This window comes from Brevundimonas sp. Root608 (assembly GCF_001427825.1).
Classification (GTDB): Bacteria; Pseudomonadota; Alphaproteobacteria; order Caulobacterales; family Caulobacteraceae; genus Brevundimonas.
Window position 1 is genome coordinate 114092 of sequence record NZ_LMGT01000005.1, and the last position, 23235, is coordinate 137326.

General features: G+C 71.2%; 26 protein-coding genes. 3 read left to right on the forward strand and 23 right to left on the reverse strand.

Annotated features, from left to right (window positions below):
• Positions 1 to 17: 17 nt before the first annotated feature.
• From ASD59_RS08840 to ASD59_RS08855, 4 genes are all read right to left on the reverse strand, one after another.
• The gene (locus ASD59_RS08840) at positions 18 to 1373 is read right to left on the reverse strand and encodes a hypothetical protein (protein WP_055830964.1); all 1356 of its coding nucleotides are present in this window, start codon (positions 1371 to 1373) and stop codon (positions 18 to 20) included.
• Between the two features lie 83 nt (positions 1374 to 1456).
• On the reverse strand, positions 1457 to 2905 hold the full coding sequence (locus tag ASD59_RS08845; RefSeq protein ID WP_156376985.1) for a sensor histidine kinase: 1449 nt from the start codon (positions 2903 to 2905) through the stop codon (positions 1457 to 1459).
• Complete coding sequence (locus ASD59_RS08850; protein WP_055830966.1) at positions 2902 to 3582, reverse strand: response regulator transcription factor; 681 nt, start codon at positions 3580 to 3582, stop codon at positions 2902 to 2904. The genes ASD59_RS08845 and ASD59_RS08850 overlap by 4 nt, the downstream gene beginning before the upstream one ends.
• Positions 3583 to 3885, reverse strand: a complete 303-nt coding sequence (locus tag ASD59_RS08855; protein ID WP_055830967.1) for a hypothetical protein — start codon at positions 3883 to 3885, stop codon at positions 3583 to 3585.
• 240 nt (positions 3886 to 4125) lie between these two features.
• Here ASD59_RS08855 and ASD59_RS08860 point away from each other — a divergent pair, with 240 nt between their 5' ends.
• Entirely contained in the window at positions 4126 to 4596 is a 471-nt protein-coding gene (locus ASD59_RS08860; protein WP_055830969.1) for a hypothetical protein, read from the forward strand.
• Between the two features lie 61 nt (positions 4597 to 4657).
• Here ASD59_RS08860 and ASD59_RS08865 read toward each other — a convergent pair whose 3' ends face one another.
• The 19 genes from ASD59_RS08865 to ASD59_RS08955 all read right to left on the reverse strand — a co-directional run bounded on the left by ASD59_RS08865 (position 4658) and on the right by ASD59_RS08955 (position 21182).
• A complete protein-coding gene (locus tag ASD59_RS08865; RefSeq protein WP_055830971.1) occupies positions 4658 to 5476 on the reverse strand; it encodes a PhzF family phenazine biosynthesis protein in 819 nt (272 codons plus the stop codon).
• The gene (locus tag ASD59_RS08870) at positions 5476 to 6057 is read right to left on the reverse strand and encodes a nucleotidyltransferase family protein (protein ID WP_055830973.1); all 582 of its coding nucleotides are present in this window, start codon (positions 6055 to 6057) and stop codon (positions 5476 to 5478) included. Before ASD59_RS08870 ends, ASD59_RS08865 begins: the two co-directional genes overlap by 1 nt.
• Positions 6054 to 6857 (reverse strand): bifunctional hydroxymethylpyrimidine kinase/phosphomethylpyrimidine kinase, encoded by an 804-nt coding sequence (gene thiD / locus ASD59_RS08875; RefSeq protein ID WP_055830976.1) that lies wholly within the window; start codon positions 6855 to 6857, stop codon positions 6054 to 6056. The genes ASD59_RS08870 and thiD overlap by 4 nt, the downstream gene beginning before the upstream one ends.
• A gap of 48 nt (positions 6858 to 6905) precedes the next feature.
• A complete protein-coding gene (folP, locus tag ASD59_RS08880) occupies positions 6906 to 7718 on the reverse strand; it encodes a dihydropteroate synthase (protein WP_055830977.1) in 813 nt (270 codons plus the stop codon).
• A 64-nt stretch (positions 7719 to 7782) separates the two neighbouring features.
• A complete protein-coding gene (ftsH, locus tag ASD59_RS08885; protein WP_055830979.1) occupies positions 7783 to 9714 on the reverse strand; it encodes an ATP-dependent zinc metalloprotease FtsH in 1932 nt (643 codons plus the stop codon).
• A gap of 43 nt (positions 9715 to 9757) precedes the next feature.
• On the reverse strand, positions 9758 to 11056 hold the full coding sequence (gene tilS, locus ASD59_RS08890; RefSeq protein ID WP_200943626.1) for a tRNA lysidine(34) synthetase TilS: 1299 nt from the start codon (positions 11054 to 11056) through the stop codon (positions 9758 to 9760).
• Between the two features lie 53 nt (positions 11057 to 11109).
• On the reverse strand, positions 11110 to 12000 hold the full coding sequence (locus ASD59_RS08895) for a tetratricopeptide repeat protein (protein ID WP_235561779.1): 891 nt from the start codon (positions 11998 to 12000) through the stop codon (positions 11110 to 11112).
• Between the two features lie 52 nt (positions 12001 to 12052).
• Positions 12053 to 12607, reverse strand: a complete 555-nt coding sequence (pal, locus tag ASD59_RS08900; RefSeq protein WP_055831275.1) for a peptidoglycan-associated lipoprotein Pal — start codon at positions 12605 to 12607, stop codon at positions 12053 to 12055.
• Positions 12608 to 12732: 125 nt separating this feature from the next.
• Positions 12733 to 14094 carry a Tol-Pal system beta propeller repeat protein TolB gene (gene tolB, locus ASD59_RS08905; protein ID WP_055830982.1) on the reverse strand — a complete coding sequence of 454 codons (1362 nt, stop codon included), beginning with the start codon at positions 14092 to 14094 and terminating at the stop codon, positions 12733 to 12735.
• A 146-nt stretch (positions 14095 to 14240) separates the two neighbouring features.
• Positions 14241 to 15035: a hypothetical protein gene (locus tag ASD59_RS08910; RefSeq protein ID WP_055830984.1), complete on the reverse strand. Its 795-nt coding sequence runs from the start codon at positions 15033 to 15035 to the stop codon at positions 14241 to 14243.
• 4 nt (positions 15036 to 15039) lie between these two features.
• Positions 15040 to 15510: an ExbD/TolR family protein gene (locus tag ASD59_RS08915; protein ID WP_055830985.1), complete on the reverse strand. Its 471-nt coding sequence runs from the start codon at positions 15508 to 15510 to the stop codon at positions 15040 to 15042.
• Between the two features lie 3 nt (positions 15511 to 15513).
• The gene (gene tolQ, locus ASD59_RS08920; protein WP_055830987.1) at positions 15514 to 16275 is read right to left on the reverse strand and encodes a protein TolQ; all 762 of its coding nucleotides are present in this window, start codon (positions 16273 to 16275) and stop codon (positions 15514 to 15516) included.
• Between the two features lie 132 nt (positions 16276 to 16407).
• Positions 16408 to 16857, reverse strand: coding sequence for a tol-pal system-associated acyl-CoA thioesterase (gene ybgC, locus ASD59_RS08925; RefSeq protein WP_055830989.1), 450 nt, complete (start codon positions 16855 to 16857; stop codon positions 16408 to 16410).
• Positions 16854 to 17228 carry a hypothetical protein gene (locus ASD59_RS08930; RefSeq protein WP_055830991.1) on the reverse strand — a complete coding sequence of 125 codons (375 nt, stop codon included), beginning with the start codon at positions 17226 to 17228 and terminating at the stop codon, positions 16854 to 16856. The genes ybgC and ASD59_RS08930 overlap by 4 nt, the downstream gene beginning before the upstream one ends.
• Positions 17229 to 17342: 114 nt before the next feature.
• Positions 17343 to 18377 (reverse strand): Holliday junction branch migration DNA helicase RuvB, encoded by a 1035-nt coding sequence (gene ruvB, locus ASD59_RS08935; RefSeq protein ID WP_055830993.1) that lies wholly within the window; start codon positions 18375 to 18377, stop codon positions 17343 to 17345.
• A gap of 157 nt (positions 18378 to 18534) precedes the next feature.
• The gene (gene ruvA, locus ASD59_RS08940) at positions 18535 to 19152 is read right to left on the reverse strand and encodes a Holliday junction branch migration protein RuvA (RefSeq protein WP_055830995.1); all 618 of its coding nucleotides are present in this window, start codon (positions 19150 to 19152) and stop codon (positions 18535 to 18537) included.
• Positions 19149 to 19676 (reverse strand): crossover junction endodeoxyribonuclease RuvC, encoded by a 528-nt coding sequence (gene ruvC / locus ASD59_RS08945; protein WP_055830998.1) that lies wholly within the window; start codon positions 19674 to 19676, stop codon positions 19149 to 19151. The genes ruvA and ruvC overlap by 4 nt, the downstream gene beginning before the upstream one ends.
• Before the next feature lie 47 nt (positions 19677 to 19723).
• A complete protein-coding gene (locus ASD59_RS08950) occupies positions 19724 to 20410 on the reverse strand; it encodes an MgtC/SapB family protein (RefSeq protein WP_055831000.1) in 687 nt (228 codons plus the stop codon).
• Between the two features lie 79 nt (positions 20411 to 20489).
• Positions 20490 to 21182, reverse strand: a complete 693-nt coding sequence (locus ASD59_RS08955; protein WP_055831277.1) for an MgtC/SapB family protein — start codon at positions 21180 to 21182, stop codon at positions 20490 to 20492.
• A 90-nt stretch (positions 21183 to 21272) separates the two neighbouring features.
• Here ASD59_RS08955 and ASD59_RS08960 point away from each other — a divergent pair, with 90 nt between their 5' ends.
• The gene (locus tag ASD59_RS08960) at positions 21273 to 22949 is read left to right on the forward strand and encodes a M20/M25/M40 family metallo-hydrolase (RefSeq protein WP_200943625.1); all 1677 of its coding nucleotides are present in this window, start codon (positions 21273 to 21275) and stop codon (positions 22947 to 22949) included.
• A gap of 75 nt (positions 22950 to 23024) precedes the next feature.
• Positions 23025 to 23231 carry a hypothetical protein gene (locus ASD59_RS08965; RefSeq protein ID WP_055831002.1) on the forward strand — a complete coding sequence of 69 codons (207 nt, stop codon included), beginning with the start codon at positions 23025 to 23027 and terminating at the stop codon, positions 23229 to 23231.
• Positions 23232 to 23235: the final 4 nt, after the last annotated feature.

The following is a 23235-nucleotide window of genomic DNA, read 5'->3' on the forward strand; positions in this document are numbered from 1 at the left end:
CCGCGCGATGTAGCCGATCAGGCGGCCCGCGACGAGGCCCCGCCGCCCGCCGACGAGCCTCCGGCGACTGCGGCCCGACGACGCACCGTGCGGGCGGCCTCCGTCGCGGCTATCAGGTCCAGGCACTGGGCCGTGAAAGCCATCACCTTCAGGGCATGGGCTTCGTCGGGCGCCTCGCCGTCGTTGATCATGCGCAGGACGAGGTCGGCATAGTCGGTCAGGCGCGCCGTCAGGGCCTCGACGAGGGTCTTGCGGTCAGCCTCGCAGCCGAAGGTCGAGGCCGGGCCCCGCACCGAACCCACCAGCCGCAGCAGGCTGCGCGCGGCCAGGACGGTCTCGCCGTCGATCGGCGCGTCCAGTTGCGGCGCCTTGCGGGTCATGCGGCCGGCCATCTGGACGCGTTCCATGGGCAGGGCCTGGTCGACGGCCTTGTCGGCGGCGCGAAGCAAGGCCGACAGCCGACCGGCGATCGCGACCCGCCCGTCGCGGACGGACTTGCCCCATGCGCTCTGGGGATTGAGGGTCAGGGTCACGTCCAGTTCGCCCAGCACGTTCGCGCACCAGGTCAGATCGGCGATGACGTCCTTGACCCGGGCGATGTCGGCGGCGGGCTTGAAGGCGGCGATCCGGGCCGCGCGCAGGTCCACGCCGGCGATCAGCCGATCGACGAACCCGGCCAGTTCCGAGGCGCTCAGAAAACCCTCCTGGTCCACCGCGCAGGATGTCTGGGTGACGATGCGCAGGATCAGGACGGCGTCATCCAGGTGGGAGAACAGGATTTCCAGCACCCGCTGGGCGCCCTCGAGGCGAATGCCGGCGCAATCCTTGAGCAACAGGCGCAACTCGGCGATCTGGTCGCCATCCGGGCGCTTCAGCCAGACTTCCAGAGACGGCAGGCCGCGGCGGGCCATGTGGGCCAGGTCGAGGCAGGCGGCGAGGTCCTCGAGGCCGGCCAGCCGCGCCGGATCCTGCCCGCCGGGCCAGATCAGATCGGGCTGGTCGCGCACGAGGGCGGCGGCGGCCAGGCAGATGCGGTCGGCGACCATCACGGAGGGTTCGTCGCCGTCCAGACGGGGCAACAGGCCGGGTTCCCGGGCGGACGCGGCCTTCCACAGGCGCGCCAGAACGAAAGGCGGAAACGTGAGGGCCGCGACCCCGTCGGCCCGGTCCCGGAACATGGGAATCAGGGGAGCCATGACGAATTGACGGCGCACGCGGTCCCGCTGCTCGTCCGCCAGCATCATGCGCAGTTCCGCCGCCCGACCGCCCGGCAGGGGCGCGACGGCGGAGGCCACGGTCTTGAGCATGGCGTCCGGACACCGCTCCAGCATGGCGGCGAGCGCGACTTTGTGGGCGACGGTCAGCCCCGACATTCAATGTTCCCAAGGCCGGAAGACGCCCGACCGCCCGCCACACTGCACATTCAGGGTTAACAAGCGCTGTGCGAGACGCCGGATCAAGCCTCGGCCGCGGGCAGCTCCAGCAGAACTTTCAGTCCGCCCAGGTCGCTGTCGGCCAGGGTGATGCGACCGCCATAGGCCCGCGTCAGCTCGACGACGATCGACAGGCCCAGACCCGAGCCCGGCGTGGTTTCGTCCATCCGCGCGCCCCTTTCCAGCGCGGCCTCGCGCTGGTCCGCGCGCAGGCCGGGGCCGTCGTCCTCCACGACCACGACCATCTGGCCCAGACCGGTCGGTCCGGCGGAAATCCGGACCCGTCGTTTCGACCATTTGCAGGCGTTCTCGATCAGATTGCCGAGGATTTCCTGCAGGTCCTGCCGCTCGCCGCGGAAGCCCAGATCATCGGGGGCGCGCCAGTCGATCTCCACCCCCTTGGTCTCGAACACCCGCTCCAGCATGACGGCCATCTCGTCCAGGACCTCGGCGATCGGCGTGCGTTCGCCCAGGGCATGGGCGCGGACCGCAGCGCGGGCGCGGCGCAGGTGGTGATCGACCTGGGCCTTCATCACCTCGGTCTGTTTGCGCACCATGTCGGGCAGATCGCCCGGCTGGTCCCCCGCCGCGGCCAGCATGACCGAAAGCGGCGTCTTCAGCGCATGGGCGAGGTTGCCCACATGGGTGCGCTGGCGCTCGACCGTCTCCTGATTGTGGTCCAGCAGACGATTGACCTGTTCCGCCAGGGGCTGGATCTCGAGCGGATAGCTGCCGGCGATGCGGGCGATCCGGCCCTTGCGCACGTCAGCGATCTCGTTGCGCAGGGCGAACAGCGGCCGCAGGCCGATCTGGACCTGCAGGAAGACGGCGATCACCAGGCCCAGGCCGAGGATCAGCAGCGACGTCCAGGTGAAGGTGGCGAACTCGCGCGTGTCCTCGTCGATGTCCGAGCGGTTGATGCCCGCCATGAAGACCAGCGGCGCGTCCCGGCCCGGCAGCGACTTCATGCTGGCCGCCACCCGCAACGGCTCGGGGTAGGGACGACGCAGGGGGCCCGGGGCGGTGTAGCTGATGGTTTCGCCGTCGGCGGCGCGCAGGCGGCCGGGCAGGTCGACCGGGACGAACAGGCTTTCGCCCGCCAGCGACGGCGACCGGGCCAGCACGCGCAAGCCTCCGTCCGGCCCGAACTCGGCGACCGCCCAATACTTGCCGGACAGGGCGCGCAGGGTCTGGGCATCCATGATCGGGGTCACCGTCACGCCTTCGGGCGTCGCATCGGACGCCACGACCACCTCGTCGATGGTGTCGGCCAGAACGTCGCCCAGGCGGCGCAGGGCGGATTCCCGATACTGGGTGGTCAGGGCCCAGCCGGTCAGCACCAGGGCCAGCACGATCCAGGCCGAGGCCAGCCAGATCAGGCGCCGCGTCAGGCTTTTGCCCGGGCGGCCGAACCAGCGGCCCCAGGATCGTCCGTTTGTATCGACCGGCTCGTCCCCCGACGTTTCGGTCACGCCCCCTCGGACTCCCCGGCCAGCGGGGTCAGGCGATAGCCGAGGCCTCTCACCGTCTCGATGCGGTCAGAGCCGATCTTCTTGCGAAGACGTCCGACGAACACCTCGATCGTGTTGGAGTCGCGGTCGAAGTCCTGGTCGTACAGGTGTTCGACCAGCTCGGTGCGGCTGATCACCCGGCCCTGGTGCATCATCAGATAGTGGAGCAGCCGGTATTCGAGCGAGGTCAGCCGCAGGGGCTCGCCGTTGACCGTCGCCCGGGCCGCGCGCGGATCAAGCCGGAGGCCGCCGCACGACAGGGTCGCCGAGGCGATGCCGGCCGAACGGCGCAGCAGGGCCCGCAGGCGGGCCAGGAGTTCCTCGGTGTGGAAGGGCTTGGTCAGATAGTCGTCGGCGCCGGCGTCGAAGCCCGCCACCTTGTCGGACCAGGCGCCCCGCGCCGTCAGGATCAGCACCGGCGTGGTCTTGCCGTCGCGGCGCCAGCGTTCCAGCACCGAAACGCCGTCGATCTTGGGGAGGCCGAGGTCCAGCACCACCACGTCATAGGGCTCGGTGTCGCCGAGGAAATGGGCTTCCTCGCCGTCCGCGGCGTGATCGACCGCGTAACCGGCGTCGCCCAGGGCCAGCTTCAGCTGACGCGACAGGTCAACGTCGTCCTCGACAAGCAGCACGCGCATTCAGCGTTCTCCGATGACCCGGCCGGTGCGGCCATCCACCATGATGTCGGCGATCCGGCCGCCGGGATACTCCCATCGAACCACGATGGTTCCGCCGCGGTCGCTGGCGCCCAGGAATCGCCCCGGGCGACCCGAGGAGGCGCGCTGCGCGGCCTCACCCACGCTGATCCGGGGCCGTTCGTCCTGCCGCTCGCGCTCCGGACGATCGCGGTCGCCGCGCGGGACGCGGTCCTGCGCAACCGCCTGGGACAGGGGGGCGGCCGCGGTCAGGGCGGCAAGTCCTATGGCGAGGGAGCGAAACATGGGGACGGGTTTAGGCCTCAGGCTCTGAACGCGGGCTGAACGACCAACATAGACATATTTTACCGTCCGCGCCCCGCCCGGGCGGCGGAAGTTCAAAGCGGGGACGGGCCCCATTACGGCGATGTCACGGGGATGAACGGCAGCTGACACAGGGCGTTCAGGCAGGGCTCACGCTGGGAGTGGTCTTCTCCGTCTCAACGCCGGCCACCCGGTCCGCGTCGAACCGCCAGGAGACGACAGATGAAGACGTTCCTCATCCCCGCCATCGCCCTGGCCGCGGTCTCCATCGCGGTCCCGGCCATGGCCCAGAACTATCAAGGCCAGTATCGCGGCGACCGCGACGGCCGTTACGAGCAGGAGTATCGCGGCGATCGCGACGGACGCTACGAGCAAGAGCGTCGCGACGGACGTTACGAGCAAGAGCGTCGCGGCGACCGCTACGAGCGGGACAACCGCGGCGGCTGGCAATCGATCTCCCAGCGCAAATATCAGCTGGACCGCCGCATCGACCGGGGCGAACGCAATCGCCAGCTGAGCCGCCGGGAAGCGATGCGCCTTCGGGCCGAACTGAACCAGCTGGTCCAGCTTGAGTACAGCTATATGCGCGGCGGCCTGTCGGCCCGCGAACGCATGGAACTGGACCGCCGCTACGACCGTCTGTCGGCCCTGGTGCGCGCCGAACGTCGCGACAACGACAACCGTCGCTACTAGCCGGACCTTCCTCCCCCGGAGGTCCGAGGGGCGCGATCCGCAAGGGTCGCGCCCCTTTTGCTTACGCGGTCAGCCTCAGGCGGCTTTCGACCACGGTCACCGCCTGTCCGCGCAGCAGGACGCGATCGCCCCGCACCTCGGTCCCGATGTCGCCGCCGCGTCCCGGAAACAGCTGCCGGAAGCGCACGTCCCGGCGACCCAGCTTGTCGGCGTACAGCGGCGCGAGGATGCAGTGGGCGGAGCCCGTGGCCGGATCCTCGTCCACGCCGCAGCCGGGGGCGAAGAAGCGGTCGACCACGTCCACGTCGTCGGACGGATCGGCCAGGGCGCAGACGATCACCTGCCCCGTCTCCCCGGCCTCGCCCTGGATCGGCGTCAGGGCGCGGATGTCGGGCGAAACAGCGCGCACCGCCGCCGCGTCGGCCAGCACCGCGACCAGATAGCGGCCGGCCCAGACCTCGACCGGGTCCGCGCCCAGCGCCTCGGCCAGGCCGGCGGGCGCCGTCGCGCAGCGGCGCGGCGGATCGGCCGGGAAGTCCATTTCATAGCCAGACGCCGCCCGCCTCACGATCAGCGGGCCCGAGCGGGTGTCGAAGGTCAGGGCCGCCGCCTCAAGGCCCGTCTCGGCCAGCAGGACATGAGCCGAGGCCAGGGTGGCGTGGCCGCACAGATCGACCTCCATGCCCGGGGTGAACCAGCGCAGGCCGAACCGCGCCGGATCGCCCGTGCGCAGCAGGAAGGCGGTTTCGGCCTGGTTGTTCTCCCTGGCCAGCGCCTGCATCCAGGCATCGGAGGGCCATTGGCGAAACGGTTCGACCACGCAGGCCGGATTGCCCTTGAAGGGCTCGGAGGCGAAGGCGTCGACGGTCCACTGGCGCATCAGGCGGTCTCCGGTTCGATGACGGTCAGTTCAGGCCAGCGCGCCCGCGCCCGTTCGACCACGCGCAGCCAGTCCCTCGCCACGCCGCGGTTGGGATTGGGCCGCAGGACCAGGTTGAACATGTCGTCCAGGCCCAGGGGCGCGGCCACACTGACGGCGTCGTCCTTCTCCAGCCGCACGCCGATGGCGAAGGCCGGGGCCACGAACCGCTCAAGGGCCTCGTCGGTGCCCGACAGCGGGTCATAGGGCTCGCCGAAATGGGCGGGAAACCAGATCGGCACGCGCGCCTGGTTGCGCACCTCGACGGTGCTGCGGAAGGGCTCGTCGAAGGCGGCCGCGACCCGTTTGATGACGACGTCCTCGGCGTCCCAGCTCGTGTCCGGATCGAAATAGCCGACGTCATAGTCGCGGACGCCATAGCCCGCCGGCCGGCCCGTCAGGGCGTTCCAGACGCTCTGGTAGACCGCGCCCGAGAATATCCGCCAGTCCGGCAGGTCCTGATCCCGAATCCCTCGCAGCACATGCATCAGGCCCGGGTCGGCGCGGACAATGTCGACCAGCCGGGATTCCAGCGCCTTCATCGGTCGCGCCTCATCGGCCAGCCGTGGTCCAGCGGCCCGTGCCCCGCGCCCAGACCCGGCGCGCGGCGGATGGCCTCGGCGACATAGGCCCAGGCCTCGGCCACGGCGGCCTCCAGCGGCAGCCCCTTCGCCAGCCCCGCGGCGCAGGCGCTGGCCAGGGTGCAGCCGGTGCCGTGGGTGTGGCGGGTGTCCAGACGCGGGCCCTCGAGCAGGGTTTCGCCGTCCGGCGTGACGAGGACGTCGATGACGGTCTCGCCCGGAATATGGCCGCCCTTCATGAGCACGGCCGCGGCCCCGAGGTCGAGCAGATGCTCGCCCGCCCGGCGCTGGCCCTCGATATCCCTGACCTCGAGGCCGGTCAGGGCCTCGGCCTCGGGCGCGTTGGGCGTCAGCAGGGCGGCGCGCGGGATCATCAGCGCCCGGACCGCCGAGACGGCGTCGTCGGCGAGCAGGCTCTGCCCGCCCTTGGCGACCATGACGGGGTCGACGACCGCCGGGGCGGCGCAACTGTCCAGAATGGCGGCGACGCGTTCCACCACCTGGCGCGAACCCAGCATGCCGGTCTTGATGGCGTCGGCGCCGATATCGTCCAGCACGGCCCGCGCCTGGGCCTCGATCAGATCCAGCGGCAGCGGATGGACGCCGTGAACGCCAAGGGTGTTCTGCACCGTGATCGCGGTGATCGCCGTGGCGGCGTAACCGCCCAGGGCGGTGACCGCCTTGATGTCGGCCTGCACCCCCGCCCCGCCGCCCGAGTCCGAGCCGGCGATGATCAGGACGCGTCCGAGGGGCGAGGTCATGCGCGCTGGATGGCCAATCGCGGCCGGTTCGGCAAGCCGGATCGTGCTTTATCCGACGATCGCCGAGCCGACGGCGGCCTGGACTGCCAGCGCCTGGACGGTTTCGCGGACGTCGTGGACGCGGATGATCGCGGCCCCGCGCCGCGCGGCCTCGAGCGCCAGGGCCAGGGAGCCGCCGAGGCGGTCGTCGGCGTCGCTCGCCGTCGGGTCGACCGACTGGATCGTGCGCTTGCGGCTGGCCGCGTAGAGGACGGGGAAGCCGGTCGCCGTCAGCCGGTCCAGATGCGCCGTCAGGGCCAGGTTGTGCGCCGCCGTCTTGCCGAAGCCGATGCCGGGATCCAGCCAGATGCGCTCGCGCGCCACGCCGGCGGCCAGGGCCGCGCCGGCGCGGGCGACCAGCCAGTCCGCGACCTCGGCGACGACGTCGTCATAGCGGGGATCGGCCTGCATGGTGCGCGGCTCGCCCTTCATGTGCATCAGCACCACGTCGCAGCCGAGTTCGGCGGCGGTGGCGACACTGTCGGGGGCGTGGCCGAGGGCGGTCACATCGTTCCACATCGTCGCCCCGGCGGCGACCGCGGCGCGGGCGACCGCGGGCTTCATGGTGTCGATGCTGATGGGGCCGTCCCAGTTGGCGCGCAGCCCCTCGATAACGGGAAGGACGCGGGCGATCTCGTCCTCCGCCGTGACCGGCCCGGCGCCGGGCCGCGTGCTCTCCCCCCCGACATCGAGAATGTCCGCGCCCCGTTCGACCAGCCGCAGCCCATGCGCCACGGCGGCCTCGACCGAGGCCAGCCGGCCGCCGTCCGAGAAGCTGTCGGGGGTGACGTTGACGATGCCCATGACGCGGGGACGGCTCATCGGAAATCCCGGAGGAAACGGGCGCGCCGACGGGCGCGCCCTTCAGGCCTGGCCGGCCTCGCGGTCAGTGGACCGTGGCGGGCTCGACGGTGACGCCGTCCGACACCGGGGTGATCGGCACCGAGACCGACGGGCCGGCGTTGGGGAAGTTGCTTTCGTCGCGGTTGGGGGCGAGACCCTTCTCGAGCAGGTCCTTGATCTCCTGACCCGACAGGGTCTCGTACTCGAGCAACGCCTGGGCCAGGGTTTCCAGATCGGCGGCCTTGTCGGTCAGGATCTGGCGAGCCTCGTCCCAGCCGGCGCCGACGATGCGCTTGACCTCGGAATCGATGATCCGGGCCGTCTCTTCCGAGACGTTCTGGCTGCGGGCCACCGAGTGTCCCAGGAAAACCTCCTGCTCGTTCTCGCCATAGGCGACGGTGCCCAGGATGTCCGAGAAGCCCCACTGGGTGACCATGCGGCGGGCCAATTTCGAGGCCTGCTGGATGTCAGAGGACGCGCCCGAGGTGATGTTCTCCTTGCCGAAGATCAGCTCCTCGGCGACGCGGCCGCCGGCCATGATGGCGATGCGGTCGACCATCTGCTGGTACTTCATGGAATAGCGGTCGCCTTCCGGCAGCTGCATCACCATGCCGAGGGCCTGGCCGCGCGGGACGATGGTCGCCTTGTGCACCGGGTCGGCCATCTTGACGTTCATGGCCACGATCGCGTGGCCGCCCTCGTGATAGGCGGTCAGGCGGCGCTCTTCCTCGTTCATGGCCATGGATTTGCGCTCTGCGCCCATCATGACCTTGTCCTTGGCGTCCTCGAAATCGCGATGGGTGACCATGCGACGGTCCTTTCGGGCCGCCATCAGGGCCGCCTCATTGACCAGATTGGCCAGGTCGGCGCCGGAGAAGCCGGGGGTGCCGCGGGCGATGGTCTTGACCACCACGTCCGAGGCCAGGGGCACGTCCTTCATGTGGACGCGCAGGATCTTCTCGCGGCCGTTGACGTCGGGATTGGGCACCACGACCTGGCGGTCGAAGCGGCCGGGACGCAGCAGGGCCGGGTCCAGCACGTCGGGACGGTTGGTGGCGGCGATCAGGATGATGCCCTCGTTGGCCTCGAAGCCGTCCATCTCGACCAGCAGCTGGTTCAGGGTCTGCTCGCGCTCGTCATTGCCGCCGCCCAGACCGGCGCCGCGGTGACGGCCGACGGCGTCGATCTCGTCGATGAAGATGATGCAGGGGGCGTTCTTCTTGGCCTGTTCGAACATGTCGCGCACGCGGCTGGCGCCGACGCCGACAAACATCTCGACGAAGTCGGAGCCCGAGATCGAGAAGAAGGGCACGCCCGCCTCCCCGGCCACGGCGCGGGCCAGCAGGGTCTTGCCGGTGCCGGGAGGGCCGACCAGCAGGGCGCCCTTGGGGATCTTGCCGCCCAGCTTCTGGAACTTGCCGGGATCCTTGAGGAAGTCGACGACCTCCTGCAGCTCTTCCTTGGCCTCGTCCACGCCGGCGACGTCGTCGAAGGTCTTGCGGCCCTTGTGCTCGGTCAGCAGCTTGGCCTTGGACTTGCCGAAGCCCATGGCCCCGCGCGCGCCACCCTGCATCTGGCGCATGATCAGGATCCACAGGCCGATGATCAGCACGAAGGGCAGCAGGCCGATCAGGGCGCTGACCCAGATGGACTGGCGCGTGCTCTTGGCGTCGACGACGGCGCCGGTCTCGGCGATGCTGGTCAGCAGGTCGCCGTTGGGAACGGGCGTGGTGACGGTGACGACCCGGTTGTCCTTCAGGGTCGCCTTCAGGGTCTCGCCGCGCGACTCGACGCTGGCGATGTCGCCGGCGTCGCGCGCCTTGAGCAGGTCGGAATAGGTCATCGCCTGGGGCTGTTGCGCCGCGGCCTTGGCACCGGCGGGGGCGGCGATGCCCCCGGGACGGCTGACGGCCACATAGACGGCCATGGCCCCGAGGATGATGAGGCCCCAGAAGGCGAAGTTACGCAGGTTCATGCTCGTCTCGTTCCTCGGGCGCGGGCGCGCCCCGTCACTGATGTCAGGTCGAAAATAGGGGGTTCGGAGGCGTTGCGCCATGGATGACGGCGCCCAGGTCCCTTTCGTGCGTCATTCGGTCCAGCGCGAGCGCCAGTCTCCATTCGATCAGCGACCGCGTTCGCGCCGCCGTCCGTGCAAGAACCGGGGCGCCGCCATCGTTCCGGATCAGCACAGGTTGGCCGCCGCGAGCCGGGGGCGGCAGGGCCTTCAGGACCGCGCGATCGGCGTCGGACAGGGCGGCCATGCGGCCGGCGGCGGAGACGACGGACCAGCCGGGTTCGGCTGAGGTGATGGCCCAGCGGCCGTCCCAGACGGCTTCGACTCCGGGCGTCAGCGGCAAGGGCGGCGGAGGACGGCGGGTCAGTTCGCCGGGCTCGCGGGTGATGGCGACGCGGTTGGCGGCGGCCTCGATGCGAGCGCCGCAGAGGGTGGCGGTGAAGGATTCGCCGGAGCGAAGGCGGGTCACGAGGGCGCTCAGCCGGTCCCGGCGGGGCGGGCGGTCACCGCCTCCGGCGCAGACGAGGACCGCGGCGAGGGCCTGAGCGTCGATGTCGCGGGGCGGTTGGAACCACCCCTCTCCCCTCGGCAGAGGGGTTGAGCGGGCGGCGCAGCCGTCGTTCTGGCGCGAAAGGGTGAGGGGTTCCGGCGGCGGCGCCGCATGGTGCCGTAACCCCTCGTCCGCCCACCCGGCTTTCGCCGGGCGGGCCCCTCCTTCTCCCGATGGGAGAAGGGAGGCGCGGGCGCGGCTGCGGGCGTACGTCAGGTCCTCATTGGCCGGGTCGTCGATCCACGCCGCCCCCTGCCCCGCCAGCCAGTCGCGGACCTCCGCCCGGCCAGCGTCGAGCATGGGGCGCAGCAGCATCAGCCCGCGCCCCTCGGGCCAGGCCGGAGACGGAGCCCAGTCGCGCAGCCGGCCGAGCGTGGAGCCTTCTTCCCGCATGACCTCGCCCTCGGCGATGTCGTCGGCGGTGTGGGCGAACAGGATGATACGGGCGCCCGCCTCGCGCGCGGCGTCGGCGATCAGCGCGTGTCGGGCGCGGCGGGCGGCGGCCGTCAGGCCCGTCGAGGGTTTCGGCCCGGCCCACGTCAGGCGCCGCCACTCCGCGCCGGCGTCCTGGGCGGCTGTCCGGGCGAAGGCGGTCCAGTCCGCGCTGTCGGGGTGGAGCCCGTGGTCGACCGTCAGGGCCAGCAGGCGTCGCCCGTTGGCCCGCGCCCAGCCGGCCGCGACGTGCAGCAGGGCGAGGGAGTCGCCCCCGCCCGACAGGGCCAGGGCGAGCGGATGATCGACGTCCGGCTCCAAGCGAGCGGACAGGCGGGCCAGAACCGGCCCGGTCCAGTCGTCCGGGGTCGGGTTCAGCCCGGCCGCCGGACCGGCGTCGCGGCGGGGCAGCCGATGCGGGTCCGGGCCTCGGCCGCGCGGGTGCGGACCACCGGCGTCGCGGCCTCGGCGTAGCGGCGGCCGAACTCGGTCAGGGCGGTGCAGGCCTGGGTCTTGCGGTCGGTGGCGTTCAGCGCATTGGCCAGTTCCAGCGTGGTCGCCGGGGCCCAGGGCGTGGTCGGCCAGCCCCGCAGGGCGGCGGCGTAGGCCGAGACCGCGCCCGCATGGTCGCCGGCCGAGACGCGCAGGTCGCCCAGACGGCTCGAGGCCTCCTGGGCCTGGGGCGTGTCGGGCCAGGCGGCGATGACGGCCTGCAGGGCGCGGTCGCCCCGCGCCGGATCGCTGGCGGCCAGGCGCGCGGCGGCGGTCAGGTCGCGGGCGGCGTCGCCGGTCGGCGAGGTCGTCGGGATCGGGGCGTTGAGCTCGGCTTCGCGGGCGGCGGCCTGTTCGATGGCCTGCAGACGGCCCTCGGCGTCGCGCAGGCGGGTGGTCAGGGCGCCGTTGTCGCGCGTGGCCTCGTCCAGCTGGAAAGTCAGCCGCTCGAGGTCGCCGTTGACGCGCTGGACCGTGGCCTCCACGTCGGACAGCCGGCGATCCATCAGGCCGACGCGGCCCTGAAGCGCCACGACCTCGGCGTCGGGCTCGATGATGACGGGCTGTCCGGCGGCGTTGCGCTGGGTCACGGCGCGCTCGAGACGGCGCACATTGCGGTCCAGTTGGTCCAGCCGGCGCTTGTCCCACTGGATCGGCTCCAGCGGCGCGGTCTGGGCCACGACGGTCGTGGTCCCGGCGATCAGGATCACGCCCAGGACCGAGATCAGGGCGTTGCGCGTACGGAGGGCGGCGGGCAGCTTCAGCATGGTCATGGTCGTCCCAGGGGCGCCGCCCCGCCGCGTGGCGACGGGGCGAAGGATCGTATCAGCGCGTCGCGCCCGAGACGATCGCGGTGTGGGCGTTGCGGTTGCGGGCGAAGGCTTCTTCGGTCGAACCGGCGGCGATCGGCCGTTCCTTGCCATAGCTGATGGTGTCGATGCGGCCGGCGTTGACGCCGCGCTCGACCAGATAGGTGCGGACCGATTCGGCGCGGCGGGCGCCCAGGGCCAGGTTGTATTCGCGGGTGCCGCGTTCGTCGGCGTTGCCCTCGATGCGAACGGTCACAGTGGGATAGCGCTGCAGCCAGGCGACCTGGGCGTCCATGCGCGGATAGGCCTCGGGGCGGATCTGATAGCTGTCGAGGTCGAAATAGACCCGGTCGCCGACGTTGACGACGAAGTCCTGCTCGGAGCCGGGGGCGGCCGCGCCGACGGCGCCGCCGGTGATCGGGGCGGCGCTGTTGTCGTTGTACTGCTCGTTGCCGGCGGGCGGCACGGTCTCGCCCGCGCCGGTGTCGGCGGGACGGCGCGGGGTGCAGGCGGCGATGGCGGTCACGGCCAGGCCGACGGCGGCCAGACGGACCAGGGTCGAGGGCTTCATCATCGGATCGTCTCCTTCAGGTGAGGCCGGGGCCTCTGACTTGGCTTTAAAGCGTTGCTACTGACGCGCCACCGGTTTCACCAGTCGCGATAACGCGGGTTTGAGCTACAGGGCTCGGTTTGTCGTCAGCTCGGGCAGGCGTCGGGGCCGGTCCCGCCCAGATTCGACGGCTGTTCGTCCAGAAGCGGCGACCAGGCCGGGTCCGAACCCCGGCCGTCGTAGCCGGCCTGGGCCACCACCCGGCCTGACAGGTCGACGGTCCACAGCCGGGTGTCGCCGCCCGGGCTCTGGCGCGCGAACATGATGTAGCGCCCGTTCGGGGCCCAGGACGGACCCTCCTCGAAATAGCTGGACGACAGGATGCGCTCGCCCGAGCCGTCGGGCTTCATGACGCCGGTCGAAAAACGGCCGCCGCCCTGTTTGGTGAAGGCGATCAGGTCGCCGCGCGGGCTCCAGTTCGGGGCGGTGTACAGGCCGCCGCCGCGGGCGATGGCGCGCTGGCCAGTGCCGTCGGCGCGCATGACGTACAGGCGGGCGCTGCCGGACCGGTCCGAGGTGAAGACGATCTGGCTGTTGTCGGGACTGAACGAGGGCGAGGTGTCGATGCCGGGATCGCTGGTCAGGCGCCGCACCTGACGGCTGGACAGGTCCATCACATAGACGTCGGTGTTGCCGCCCCGGATGATCGAGAAGGCCATCTTCGACCCGTCGTTCGAGAAGCGCGGGGCCAGGACCTGGCCGTCGAACTCGCCGAGGCTTTCGCGGCGGCCGGTCGCCAGATTGTAGAGGTAGATGCGGCTGTAGTCCCTGCCCAGCGCTACATAGGTGATCTCGTTGGGATCGTTCAGCGAGAAGCGGGGCGACATGATGATCTCGTCGCCCTGGGTCAGATAGATCGGGTTGAACCCGTCCTGGTCCGAAATCGCCAGACGCGACAGGCGGTTCAGCTGGGTCCCGCTTTCGGAGACGAACACCACGCGGCTGTCGAACAGGCCGGTCTCGCCGGTCATGCGCTGATAGACCAGGTCGGCGATCTTGTGGCCGATCCGGCGCCATTGCTCGGGCGTGGCGGTGAACTGGTAGGAGGCCAGCTGGCACTGGCGATAGGGGTCGTACAGCCGGAAACCGTAGTCATTGCGGTCATCGGGCCGGCGCGTGACCGCGCCATAGAGCACCGCCTGGGCGCCGATCGAGGTCCATTGCGGGAAGTTGGGGGCATTGGCCAGGGTCAGCCCGGTCTCGACGAAGCCGGCCGGGTCCATCGGCTCGAAATAGCCCGAGCGACGCAGGTCGGCGCGGATGACGCCGCCCAGGTCGGCCCCGTTCTGGCCGTCGAAATTGACCACGGCGATCTGCAACGGCCGCAGCACGCCCTGATCGACGACGATGTCTTCCTGCTGCGGCGGCGCCGGCGTCTGGGCCGACGCGGCCTCGGCGGCGAGGCTCGCCGCCAAGGCGGCTGTGGCCAGAAGAAGGGTCGTTCGCATCAAGGTCTCCAGTCGTCTGCGCGGGCGGGACCGACGCACCCGGACCGCGTGTTCGCCAGCTTGGGCGGGAATGCGGCGATAATCAGGTCCGCCAACCGGTCCAGGGCGATAGGTAGCCCGAAGGCGTCACATTGGTGAAGGCGCGATCAGCGGGAGCCGCACATCGTCGCCGTCCGGAACGAAAAGGGCAGTTCCTGCTGTTCATAACCGGCGGGCATGTCGAATGGCGCGGCCGCATGGATGGCGCGAAGCACCGAATCGGCCGCCGCGCGCCAGCCCGGCTCGCTGCGCGGCTGGGTCAGGCGGGGACTGCCGACGATCCGGCCGCGCGCATCCAGGGTGACGCGTACGCCGATGGTCAGGTCATCGCCGCCCGGAATATCGCAGTTCACGTCCCAGTGCGGGGTCACCTGGCCCGCGAGGGCCTGCAGCGAGGCCCGGCCGACGGCCTGCGGGGCCGAACCGCGGCCCGTCTGCCCCGTGGCCGGGCGCGTGCCGGGCCGGGTCGCGGGACGCGGCGGCCCCGCGAGGGCGTCGAGGTCCAGCGTCTCCTCGCGGCGCGGCGGGGTCGGGCGGGGCGGCGTGGGCCGCGGCGGGGTCGGCTGGGCGCGCGGCGGCGTGGGACGCGGCGGCGTTGTCTTCTTCAACGGCGTGGGCGTCGGGAGGGGCGGCGGGACCGGCTTCGGCTCGGGCGGCGCGGGAACCGGCTCGGGCGGCGGGGCCACCGGCGCCGTGGCGGCGTCCTCGGTGACCAGCTCCTCGCTCGGATTGTCGGCGGCGGCGGCCTCGATCACCACGTCGGAGACGATCGAGACGGGCACGGCGTTGAGGATCGGACGCAGCTCGGCGCGGGGCGCGAACAGGCTGGCCGCCAGCACGGCGGCGATGGCGCCCCCGTGCACCAGGACGGAACCGATCAGGGCCGGGCCTGGCCGTTCCAAGGCGTCAGCCCTCCCCGCCTGATCCGGTAGATTGGGCCGAGGTGTCGGTGATCAGGTTCATTTTCGTGAAGCCGGCGCCCGACAGCCGGGCCATGACGCGCGCCACGGCCTGGTAGGGCGCGCGGCCGTCGGCGCGGACGAAGACCGGCTTGTCGCGCGCGTTCTCGCCGCCCTCCTGGGCCACGGCCAGGATCAGGCGATCCCACGCCACCTCCCCATCGGCGACGAAGATGGCGCCGTCGCGGTCGATCGAGACCACCACCGGCTCCTGATTGGTCTCGACGGCGCTGGCCTCGGTCCTGGGCAGTTCGACCTCGACCCCGGTCGTCAGCAGCGGCGCCGAGATCATGAAGATGATCAGCAGCACCAGCATGACGTCGACCAGCGGCGTCACATTGATCTCGCTCAGCGGCCGCTTGCGCGGCCGTCTGCGGCCCCGGACGTGTCCGCCCCCGCCGCCGCCCGCCAGCGCCATGGCTCAGAACTCCCGGCGGCTGTAGTCGCCCGAAGGCGGCGCGGGCGCCGGCGGCGGCGGCGACGCGGCGGTCGAGCCCCCCAGACGGCGCGCCACGGCGGACTGCAGGTCGTCGGCGAAGCTTTCCAGCCGGCCGGTGAACTTGCCCGCGTCGATCGAGAATTTGTTGTAGGCGATATAGGCCGGAATGGCCGCGGCCAGGCCGAGGGCCGTGGCGAACAGGGCCTCGGAAATCGCCGGGGCCACGGTGGCCAGATTGGTGTTGCCCGACAGGGCGATGGCCCCGAAGGCGTTCATGATGCCCCAGACCGTGCCGAACAGGCCGATGAAGGGCGAGGAGGTCGCCACCACCGACAGCACGCCGAGGCCGTTCTCGACCCTCTGGCCCTCGCGGGCGATCAGGCTGTCCAGCGCCCGGTCGATCCGCGACATCAGCAGATTGGCCTGGTTCTCGGTCAGGGGGCCGCGCGTCCGCGCCTCGCGCCAGTCGGCCAGGGCGATGACCAGCATGCGCGGCAGCGGATGGACCGGATCGGGACCCGCCTGGGCGGCGACCTCTTCCAGCGACCGGCCGGACCCGACCGCCTTCTCGAAATTGTCGGCCTGGCGGTTCAGCGACGAGAATCGCGCCGCCTTGTCGATGATCACGGCCCAGGACCACAGGGAGGCGATCGCCAGTCCGATCATGATCGCCTGCACGACGATGTCGGCCTCGAGGAACAGGCTCACGGGGTTGATCATCGAGGCCTGGGCGGCGGTGGTCATCGAAGGGCGTCCTTGCCGTCTGTCCGTCCCTGTGCACCGGACGGCCGTGGCGGTTGTGTGGCGTACTGCACCGGGTCTAGCGAGGTGTGGCGGCGACGTCACCCGTCTACACGCGTCAGGCGGGGGAAACGGCTACGCTTCGCGCGCCAGCCACGGGCCGACCTTTTCCACGAGCGCCCGCGTGGGCCGCCGGGGCCGTCCATCCATATGGATGCACACGACCTCGACATCCGCCCGGCACAGCACGTCATCGCCGCGCGTGACCGTCTGGGAGATCAGCAACCGCGGCCCCTTCACCGCGTCATAACAGGTGCGCACGATGAGGGCGTCGTCGATGCGCGCGGGCTTGAGGAAGTTCAGCCCCATCCTCGTCACCACGAAGGCCATGGGCTGGTCGCCGTCCAGCAGGTCGGCGTGGCCGATCCCCATCAGCCGCAGGCAGTCGGACCGGCCGCGCTCGAAATAGCGGACATAGTTGGCGTGATAGACCAGGCCGGTGAAATCCGTGTCCTCGTAATAGACCCGCACGGGCAGACGGTGCTCGCGGCCCTCGAATCGGCCGGTCGTGGGCTGGTCGGTCATGGGGTCGTCGCCGGCGGTCTGGGCAGGTGCGGACAGTCGGCGCGCAGCATGGCCTGGAATTCGGTCGCCAGCGGATCGTCGCTCATCATGATCCGGTTGGGGCGCGAGATGAAGCTGTACGCCGCGCTCTCGCCGCGCCGGCCGACATAGCCGCAGACGACGCGGCCCCGGCCCTCGTCCAGCAGGCGGATCTCGGCGGTGCGGCCCAGTTGCTCGCGGGCCTGGCGCAGCACCCGCCGGGCCGGGGGCTCCTCGACCACGCCCGGCCGCGAGGTGCGGACCGCCCCCCAGACGATCACCGCGCCCAGCAGCAGCACCGCGGCGCCCAGCACCGCGATCAGCCGGTCGGTTCGGATCGCCCTTCGCGCCATGCGCCTCTCCTTCACGCGGAGCATGAAGGGGTTCGGCGATGGCGGAAAGGGGCCGCCTCCCCTTCCGTGCATCCCGGCTTTCGCCGTGGACGGGCGGACAGCGCGATGCGCGGGTTATTTGCCCCCGAACAGTCCGCCCTGCTCCGGTCCCCGGGGCGGTTCGGTCAGGCCGAGGTGGGCGTAGGCCCGGGCGCAGGCCATGCGGCCGCGCGGCGTGCGCTGGATGAAGCCCTGCTGCAGCAGATAGGGTTCGATCACGTCCTCGACGGCGTCGCGCGCCTCGGCGATGGCGGCGGCGAGGGTGTCCATGCCGACGGGACCGCCCCCATAGTTCTCGATCAGGGCCTTGAGAAAGCGGCGGTCGTTGGCGTCCAGCCCGGCCTCGTCGACCTCCAGCCGGGCCAGGGCGCGGGCGGCGGCCAGACGGTCGATCATCGGCGACCCTTCGGCCCCGGCGAAGTCCCGCACCCGGCGCAGCAGCCGCCCGGCCACGCGCGGCGTGCCGCGCGAGCGCGAGGCGATCTCGCGCGCGCCCTCGTCGTCGACCGCCACGCCCATCTTGCGCGCCGCCCCGGTGATGACCCGCACCAGTTCATCGGGCGTGTAGAATTCCAGCCGCAGGGGAATACCGAAGCGGTCGCGCAGGGGCGTCGCCAGCAGGCCGGCCCGCGTCGTCGCCCCGACCAGGGTGAAGGGCGCCAGATCGATCCGCACCGAGCGCGCCGACGGCCCCTCGCCGATGATCAGGTCCAGCACATGGTCTTCCATGGCGGGGTACAGGATCTCCTCGACCGTGGGGGCGAGACGGTGGATCTCGTCGATGAACAGCACGTCGCGCGGTTCGAGATTGGTCAGGATGGCGGCGAGGTCGCCGGCCTTGGCCAGGATCGGGCCCGAGGTGGCGCGGAAGCCGACGCCCAGTTCGCGGGCCACGATCTGCGCCAGGGTGGTCTTGCCGAGGCCCGGCGGGCCGAACAGCAGGACGTGGTCCAGCGCTTCGTTCCGGCCGCGCGCGGCGTCTATGAAGACCTTCAGATTGCCCTTGGCCTGCTCCTGACCCACGAACTCGGACAGGGTCTGGGGCCGCAGGGCGCGGTCGTAGGTTTCGCCGGGGGCGGGGTCGGCGGAGACGATGCGGTCGTCGGTCATGGGCGCACCCCGGAAACTCCGTGCATCCCGGCGAAAGCCGGGACCCGGTTCTTTCGCGGGGCAGTCTGCATGGGATTGGCGTCAGCGTATCGGCGGTCCGACCGGGTCGCCCAAAGCACTGGGTCCCGGCTTTCGCCGGGATGATCGGTTGAGAGAGTCACCGCCCCAGCTCCTGCAGGGCGGCGCGGATCACGGCGGACAGCTCGGCCTCCTCGCCCAGACGGATCAGGGCCTGGTCGACGGCGCGGCGGGCGTTGACCTCGGCCACGCCGAGACCGAGCAGGGCCGAGACCGCCTCGCCGGTGACGCTGGGCAGAGGCGGCGCGATTTCGGCATGAACGCCCGGCGCGCTCGGTGTGAAGGAGACGTCGCCCAGCGGCTTGCCCTTCAGTTCGGTGACGATGCGCAGGGCCAGCTTGGGGCCCACGCCGTTGGCCCGCGCCACCGCCGCCTTGTCCTCGCGCGCCACCGCCGCCGCCAGCTCTCCGGGCGGCAGGACGTCGAGCACGCTGAGCGCCGCCTTGGGACCGACGCCCTGGATGCCGTTGAGAGTCAGGAAGGCCCGGCGCTCGTCCCGGGTCAGGAAGCCGTACAGCCGCGGGCCGCTCTCGGCGTTGAAGGTGGATTCGATCTGCAGGGTGGCCTCGTCGCCCGGGGCTGGCAGACGCTGCAGGGTGCGCGCGCCGCAGAACACCACATAGCCGACGCCCGAGCAGTCGATCAGACAATGGTCCTGCTCGACCTCGGCCAGCACGCCCCGGAGCCGGCCGATCACGCCGCCCCCCGCATCGCCAGCAGGGCCCGCTTGCGCAGCTGCGCATGGGTGATGGCCACCGCCAGGGCGTCGGCGGCGTCGGCCTTCACCTCGCCCGCGGACGGCAGCAGGCGTTTGACCATGAAGGCGATCTGGCTCTTGTCGGCGTGGCCGGCGCCGACCACGGCCTTCTTGATCAGGTTGGGCGAATACTCCGCCACGGACAGGCCGCAGCGGGCGGGAGCCAGCATGACCGCCGCGCGGGCGTGGCCCAGCTTCAGGGTCGACGCCGGGTTCATGTTGACGAACACCTCCTCGATCGCCGCTTCGTCGCAGGCGTGCGCCGCGCAGACCGCGCCCACCCCCTCGAGGAGATGCAGCAGCCGCTCGCTGAACGGCGCGGCCTCGGGCGGGCTGATCACCCCGTGCGCGACCCAGCGCAGCCGCGAGCCCTCGGCGACGACCACACCCCAGCCGGTGCGGCGAAGACCGGGGTCAAGGCCGAGGATGCGAGTCGCCCCATCTGGAATCAAGGTGTTCGTCATTCGTTCCATTCATGCCTCAAACGAGGTTGACGAACAATGACCGGCCGTCACTCCTCGCGGGGCAGGATGGAAAAGCCCGCCAGGCCGTCCTCGGCGCTGAGCTGGGCCACCAGGCGGTCGATGTCGATCGGCACGTGTCCCTTGACCTTGAGATGATGCTCGTGGATCGCGCCGTCGTGGGTCATCACATGACCGAGGCGGACCACCTTCACCCCGTTGCCGCGCAGCAGGTCGCGGACGGCCAGGCCGCTGGGCGCCTGGCCCCGCTTCCAGCGCAGGACCACGTCCATCACCCCCACATGGGGCAGCTTGGCGTCCAGGAACCGCAGCACGGCCAGCACGGCCAGGGTCGCGCCGGAACCGATCAGCGCCAGTTCCGTCATCCCCACGCCGTACAGGACCCCGATCGCCGAGGTGACCCACAGGGACGCCGCCGTGGTCAGGCCGTGGACCGAGAACCCCTCGCGGAAGATGACCCCGGCGCAGAGAAAGCCGATGCCGGTCAGCAGGCCATGCGACATCCGCGTCGGGTCGATCACCACCGTCTGTCCCGGCAGGGCGGTGAAGGCCCAGGTCGCCTGGTGCATCGCCGCCAGCATCAGCAGGCAGGAGGTCAGGCACACCAGGATATGGGTCCGGAAGCCCGCCGGATGGCCGTGATAGGTGCGTTCGATGCCGATCAGCCCGCCCGCCGTCATGGCCGCCGCGACGGGCCAGACCAGATCCCAGTTCATGTGTGTAAATCGCTCCGCAGACTGACGAATCTTCAGCCTAGCCCCGCCCGCGGCCCGCGATCAAGCGGTCGTCGTCCGGTCAGTCGTTTCGCGGATCCAGCCGGTAGGACGTCACACCCTCGATGGTCCGCAGCCGGGCGGCGAGATCTTTCAAGGCCCCCTCGTCGTTCAGCCTCAGGCTGAAGCTGCGGCGCACGCTGTCGCCGTCGTCGATCAGTTCGAACCGGTCCGCCCGGCGCGCGGGATCGGCCTCCGCCAGCGCCGTCTCGACATGACCCTCCGCGTCGGGATCGCCGCGCCGCCACACCACTTCCGCGTCCACGACCGCTCTTCTCGGCAGCTTCAGGTCCACCAGCCTCAGCACCACCAGTATGGCGGCCGTCAGCAGGGCCCCCGTCGCGCCGAGGGCGAACAGCCCCGCGCCCAACAGAAGGCCGATGGCGGCCGTGATCCATAACGACGCCGCCGTCGTCAGCCCGTGGATCGAGAAGCCCGAGCGGAAGATCACGCCCGCGCACAGGAAGCCGATCCCGGTCAGGACCCCGTGCGCCATCCGCGTCGGATCGCTGACGATCTGGGTGCCCGCCAGCGGCGCGAACCGCCAGGCGCCCTGCGACACCGCCGCCTCCATCAGCAGGGCCGAGGCCAGACAGACGAGGATATGGGTCCGGAATCCGGCGGCCCGTCCCCGCCACTCGCGCTCGAACCCGATCAGGCCGCCGGCCGCGACGGCGGCGAGCAGGGGCAGGGCGAAACCCGGCAGGTCGGTCATGTGCATGCTCCGGCGACGGTCGATCGCGCGGCGCTGTTCCGCCTCGCGCCGATCCACGCTAGCCTCGATCCGGGATCGGGAGAACACAGCATGTCGACTTCAGGCGGCGCCGTCGTCGTGGCCATGGCCCGGCGGGCCGAACGGACCATCGTCCAGACCCTGCGCGAACACGGCGCCACGTCGGCGGACCGGGCGGTGCCCCTGTCGGTCGGACGCCCCGGCGGCCGCGCGGCCTTGCGGCGGCTGACCCGGTGCGACGCCGTGCGCCCGAACGGCGAGCGCTACTGGCTGGACGAGCGGGCCTGGGAGGCGATGCGCGACGGCCGGCGGGTGCGCGCCGTCTTCGCCCTGATCGTCGTGGCGGCGGTCGTCATCGGCCTTGTCGCCTTCGGCGCCACGCGCGCGGGGGCCCAGACGCCGGCTCTCCGCCCCGACCAGGCGGCCTTCCGCGCGCTCTATGAAGAATTGGTCGAAACGAACACCACCCTGTCGCAGGGCAGTTGCACCCTCGCCTCGGAACGCATGGCCGCTCGCCTCCTGGCCGCCGGCTATCCCGCCGCCGACGTGCGCATCCTGACCCCGGCCGACCGCCCCAGGGACGGCAATCTCGCGGCGGTGCTGCGCGGTTCGGACCGGTCCGCCGAGCCCCTGCTGCTGCTGGCCCACATCGACGTGGTCGAGGCCAATCCCGCCGACTGGACCCGCGATCCCTTCACCCTGGTCGAGGAGGACGGCTATTTCTACGCACGCGGCGCGTCCGACGACAAGGCCCAGGCCTCGGTCTGGGTCGACACCCTGGTGCGGCTGAAGTCAGCCGGCTTCCGGCCGCGCCGCGACATCAAACTGGCCCTGACCTGCGGCGAGGAGACCGCCGACACCTGGAACGGCGTCGAATGGCTGCTGCGCGAACACCCCGACGCGCTACAGGCCGGCTTCGCCCTCAACGAGGGGGCGGGCGGCCAGCTGGACGCTGAAGGAAACCGCGTCGCCCTGAACGTCCAGGCGGGCGAGAAGCTGTATCAGGACTATACCCTTGAGCTGACCAACCCCGGCGGCCACAGCGCCCGGCCGCGCAAGGACAACGCCATCGCCGCCATGTCGCGCTCGCTCGCGGCGCTCGGGGATTACGACTTCGCGCTGGAGCTCAACCCGGTCACCCGCGCCTATTTCGCGGCCGTGGCGGAGACGTCGCCGCAATACGCCGCCGATCTTCGCGCCCTCACGGCGAACGATACGCCCGATGCGGCGGCGGCGGCGCGTCTGTCGGCGGCCAATCCGATCTGGAACGCGACGATGCGCACGACCTGCATCCCGACGCTGATCAACGGCGGTCACGCGCCCAACGCCCAGCCCCAGCGCGTCACCGCCAACGTCAACTGCCGCATCTTCCCCGGCCATACGATCGAGGAAACCCAGGCCGAGATCGCCCGGGTGCTGAACAACCCGGCCATCGCCATCTCGCCCCTGGGCGCCGCTGATCCGACATCGCCGCCGCCGACCCTGAGCCCGGCCATCCTCGACCCGATCCGTCAGATCGCCGGCCGGATGTGGCCCGGCGTGCCGGTCGTGCCGACCATGGCCGTGGGGGCCACCGACGGCCGGTTCACCAACAAGGCGGGCATTCCGACCTACGGCGTCACCGGCATGTTCGGCGACCCGGACGGCGGCGGCGCGCATGGCCTCAACGAACGCATCCGCGTGCGCTCCCTCTACGAGGGCCGCGACTTCCTGTTCGATCTGGTCAAGGCCTACGCCTCGGCGCCGTAAAGCGTGCGGAACCGGCCCGGCGCGTTTGGCGTTAGGGGCCGATGCGGCGGCGTTGGCTGCTTCACAGGAGGGGCGATGCACGGCCCGACCGACCGGTGTCTCGACGTCGAGAATTTCTCGGCCCTCAAGGCCGAGGTGCTGCGCGCCGCGGTCGAACTGTCCGACGAACAGCTGATGGATCTGACGGACGCCCTGCACGTCATCCTCCGCCTGCGCCGCCCTGGCCGGCCGATACGGCATCCTGACGGCTGGGTCACCGACGAGCTTCGCAGCTTCGCCTGAGCGG

Excerpts from the sequence above, each read along its gene's own strand:
- ruvC (WP_055830998.1), bottom strand. The coding sequence starts at position 19,676 with ATGACGAACACCTTGATTCCAGATGGGGCGACTCGCATCCTCGGCCTT.
- ASD59_RS08865 (WP_055830971.1), bottom strand. The coding sequence starts at position 5,476 with ATGCGCCAGTGGACCGTCGACGCCTTCGCCTCCGAGCCCTTCAAGGGC.
- ASD59_RS08955 (WP_055831277.1), bottom strand. The coding sequence starts at position 21,182 with ATGACCGACCTGCCGGGTTTCGCCCTGCCCCTGCTCGCCGCCGTCGCG.
- ASD59_RS08895 (WP_235561779.1), bottom strand. The coding sequence starts at position 12,000 with ATGACCATGCTGAAGCTGCCCGCCGCCCTCCGTACGCGCAACGCCCTG.
- ftsH (WP_055830979.1), bottom strand. The coding sequence starts at position 9,714 with ATGAACCTGCGTAACTTCGCCTTCTGGGGCCTCATCATCCTCGGGGCC.
- thiD (WP_055830976.1), bottom strand. The coding sequence starts at position 6,857 with ATGACCTCGCCCCTCGGACGCGTCCTGATCATCGCCGGCTCGGACTCG.
- ASD59_RS08960 (WP_200943625.1), top strand. The coding sequence starts at position 21,273 with ATGTCGACTTCAGGCGGCGCCGTCGTCGTGGCCATGGCCCGGCGGGCC.
- folP (WP_055830977.1), bottom strand. The coding sequence starts at position 7,718 with ATGAGCCGTCCCCGCGTCATGGGCATCGTCAACGTCACCCCCGACAGC.
- ASD59_RS08870 (WP_055830973.1), bottom strand. The coding sequence starts at position 6,057 with ATGAAGGCGCTGGAATCCCGGCTGGTCGACATTGTCCGCGCCGACCCG.
- ASD59_RS08855 (WP_055830967.1), bottom strand. The coding sequence starts at position 3,885 with ATGTTTCGCTCCCTCGCCATAGGACTTGCCGCCCTGACCGCGGCCGCC.
- pal (WP_055831275.1), bottom strand. The coding sequence starts at position 12,607 with ATGAAGCCCTCGACCCTGGTCCGTCTGGCCGCCGTCGGCCTGGCCGTG.
- ruvB (WP_055830993.1), bottom strand. The coding sequence starts at position 18,377 with ATGACCGACGACCGCATCGTCTCCGCCGACCCCGCCCCCGGCGAAACC.
- ybgC (WP_055830989.1), bottom strand. The coding sequence starts at position 16,857 with ATGACCGACCAGCCCACGACCGGCCGATTCGAGGGCCGCGAGCACCGT.
- ASD59_RS08965 (WP_055831002.1), top strand. The coding sequence starts at position 23,025 with ATGCACGGCCCGACCGACCGGTGTCTCGACGTCGAGAATTTCTCGGCC.
- ASD59_RS08840 (WP_055830964.1), bottom strand. The coding sequence starts at position 1,373 with ATGTCGGGGCTGACCGTCGCCCACAAAGTCGCGCTCGCCGCCATGCTG.
- ASD59_RS08860 (WP_055830969.1), top strand. The coding sequence starts at position 4,126 with ATGAAGACGTTCCTCATCCCCGCCATCGCCCTGGCCGCGGTCTCCATC.
- tolQ (WP_055830987.1), bottom strand. The coding sequence starts at position 16,275 with ATGACCACCGCCGCCCAGGCCTCGATGATCAACCCCGTGAGCCTGTTC.
- tolB (WP_055830982.1), bottom strand. The coding sequence starts at position 14,094 with ATGCGAACGACCCTTCTTCTGGCCACAGCCGCCTTGGCGGCGAGCCTC.
- ASD59_RS08950 (WP_055831000.1), bottom strand. The coding sequence starts at position 20,410 with ATGAACTGGGATCTGGTCTGGCCCGTCGCGGCGGCCATGACGGCGGGC.
- ASD59_RS08850 (WP_055830966.1), bottom strand. The coding sequence starts at position 3,582 with ATGCGCGTGCTGCTTGTCGAGGACGACGTTGACCTGTCGCGTCAGCTG.
- ASD59_RS08915 (WP_055830985.1), bottom strand. The coding sequence starts at position 15,510 with ATGGCGCTGGCGGGCGGCGGCGGGGGCGGACACGTCCGGGGCCGCAGA.
- ASD59_RS08930 (WP_055830991.1), bottom strand. The coding sequence starts at position 17,228 with ATGGCGCGAAGGGCGATCCGAACCGACCGGCTGATCGCGGTGCTGGGC.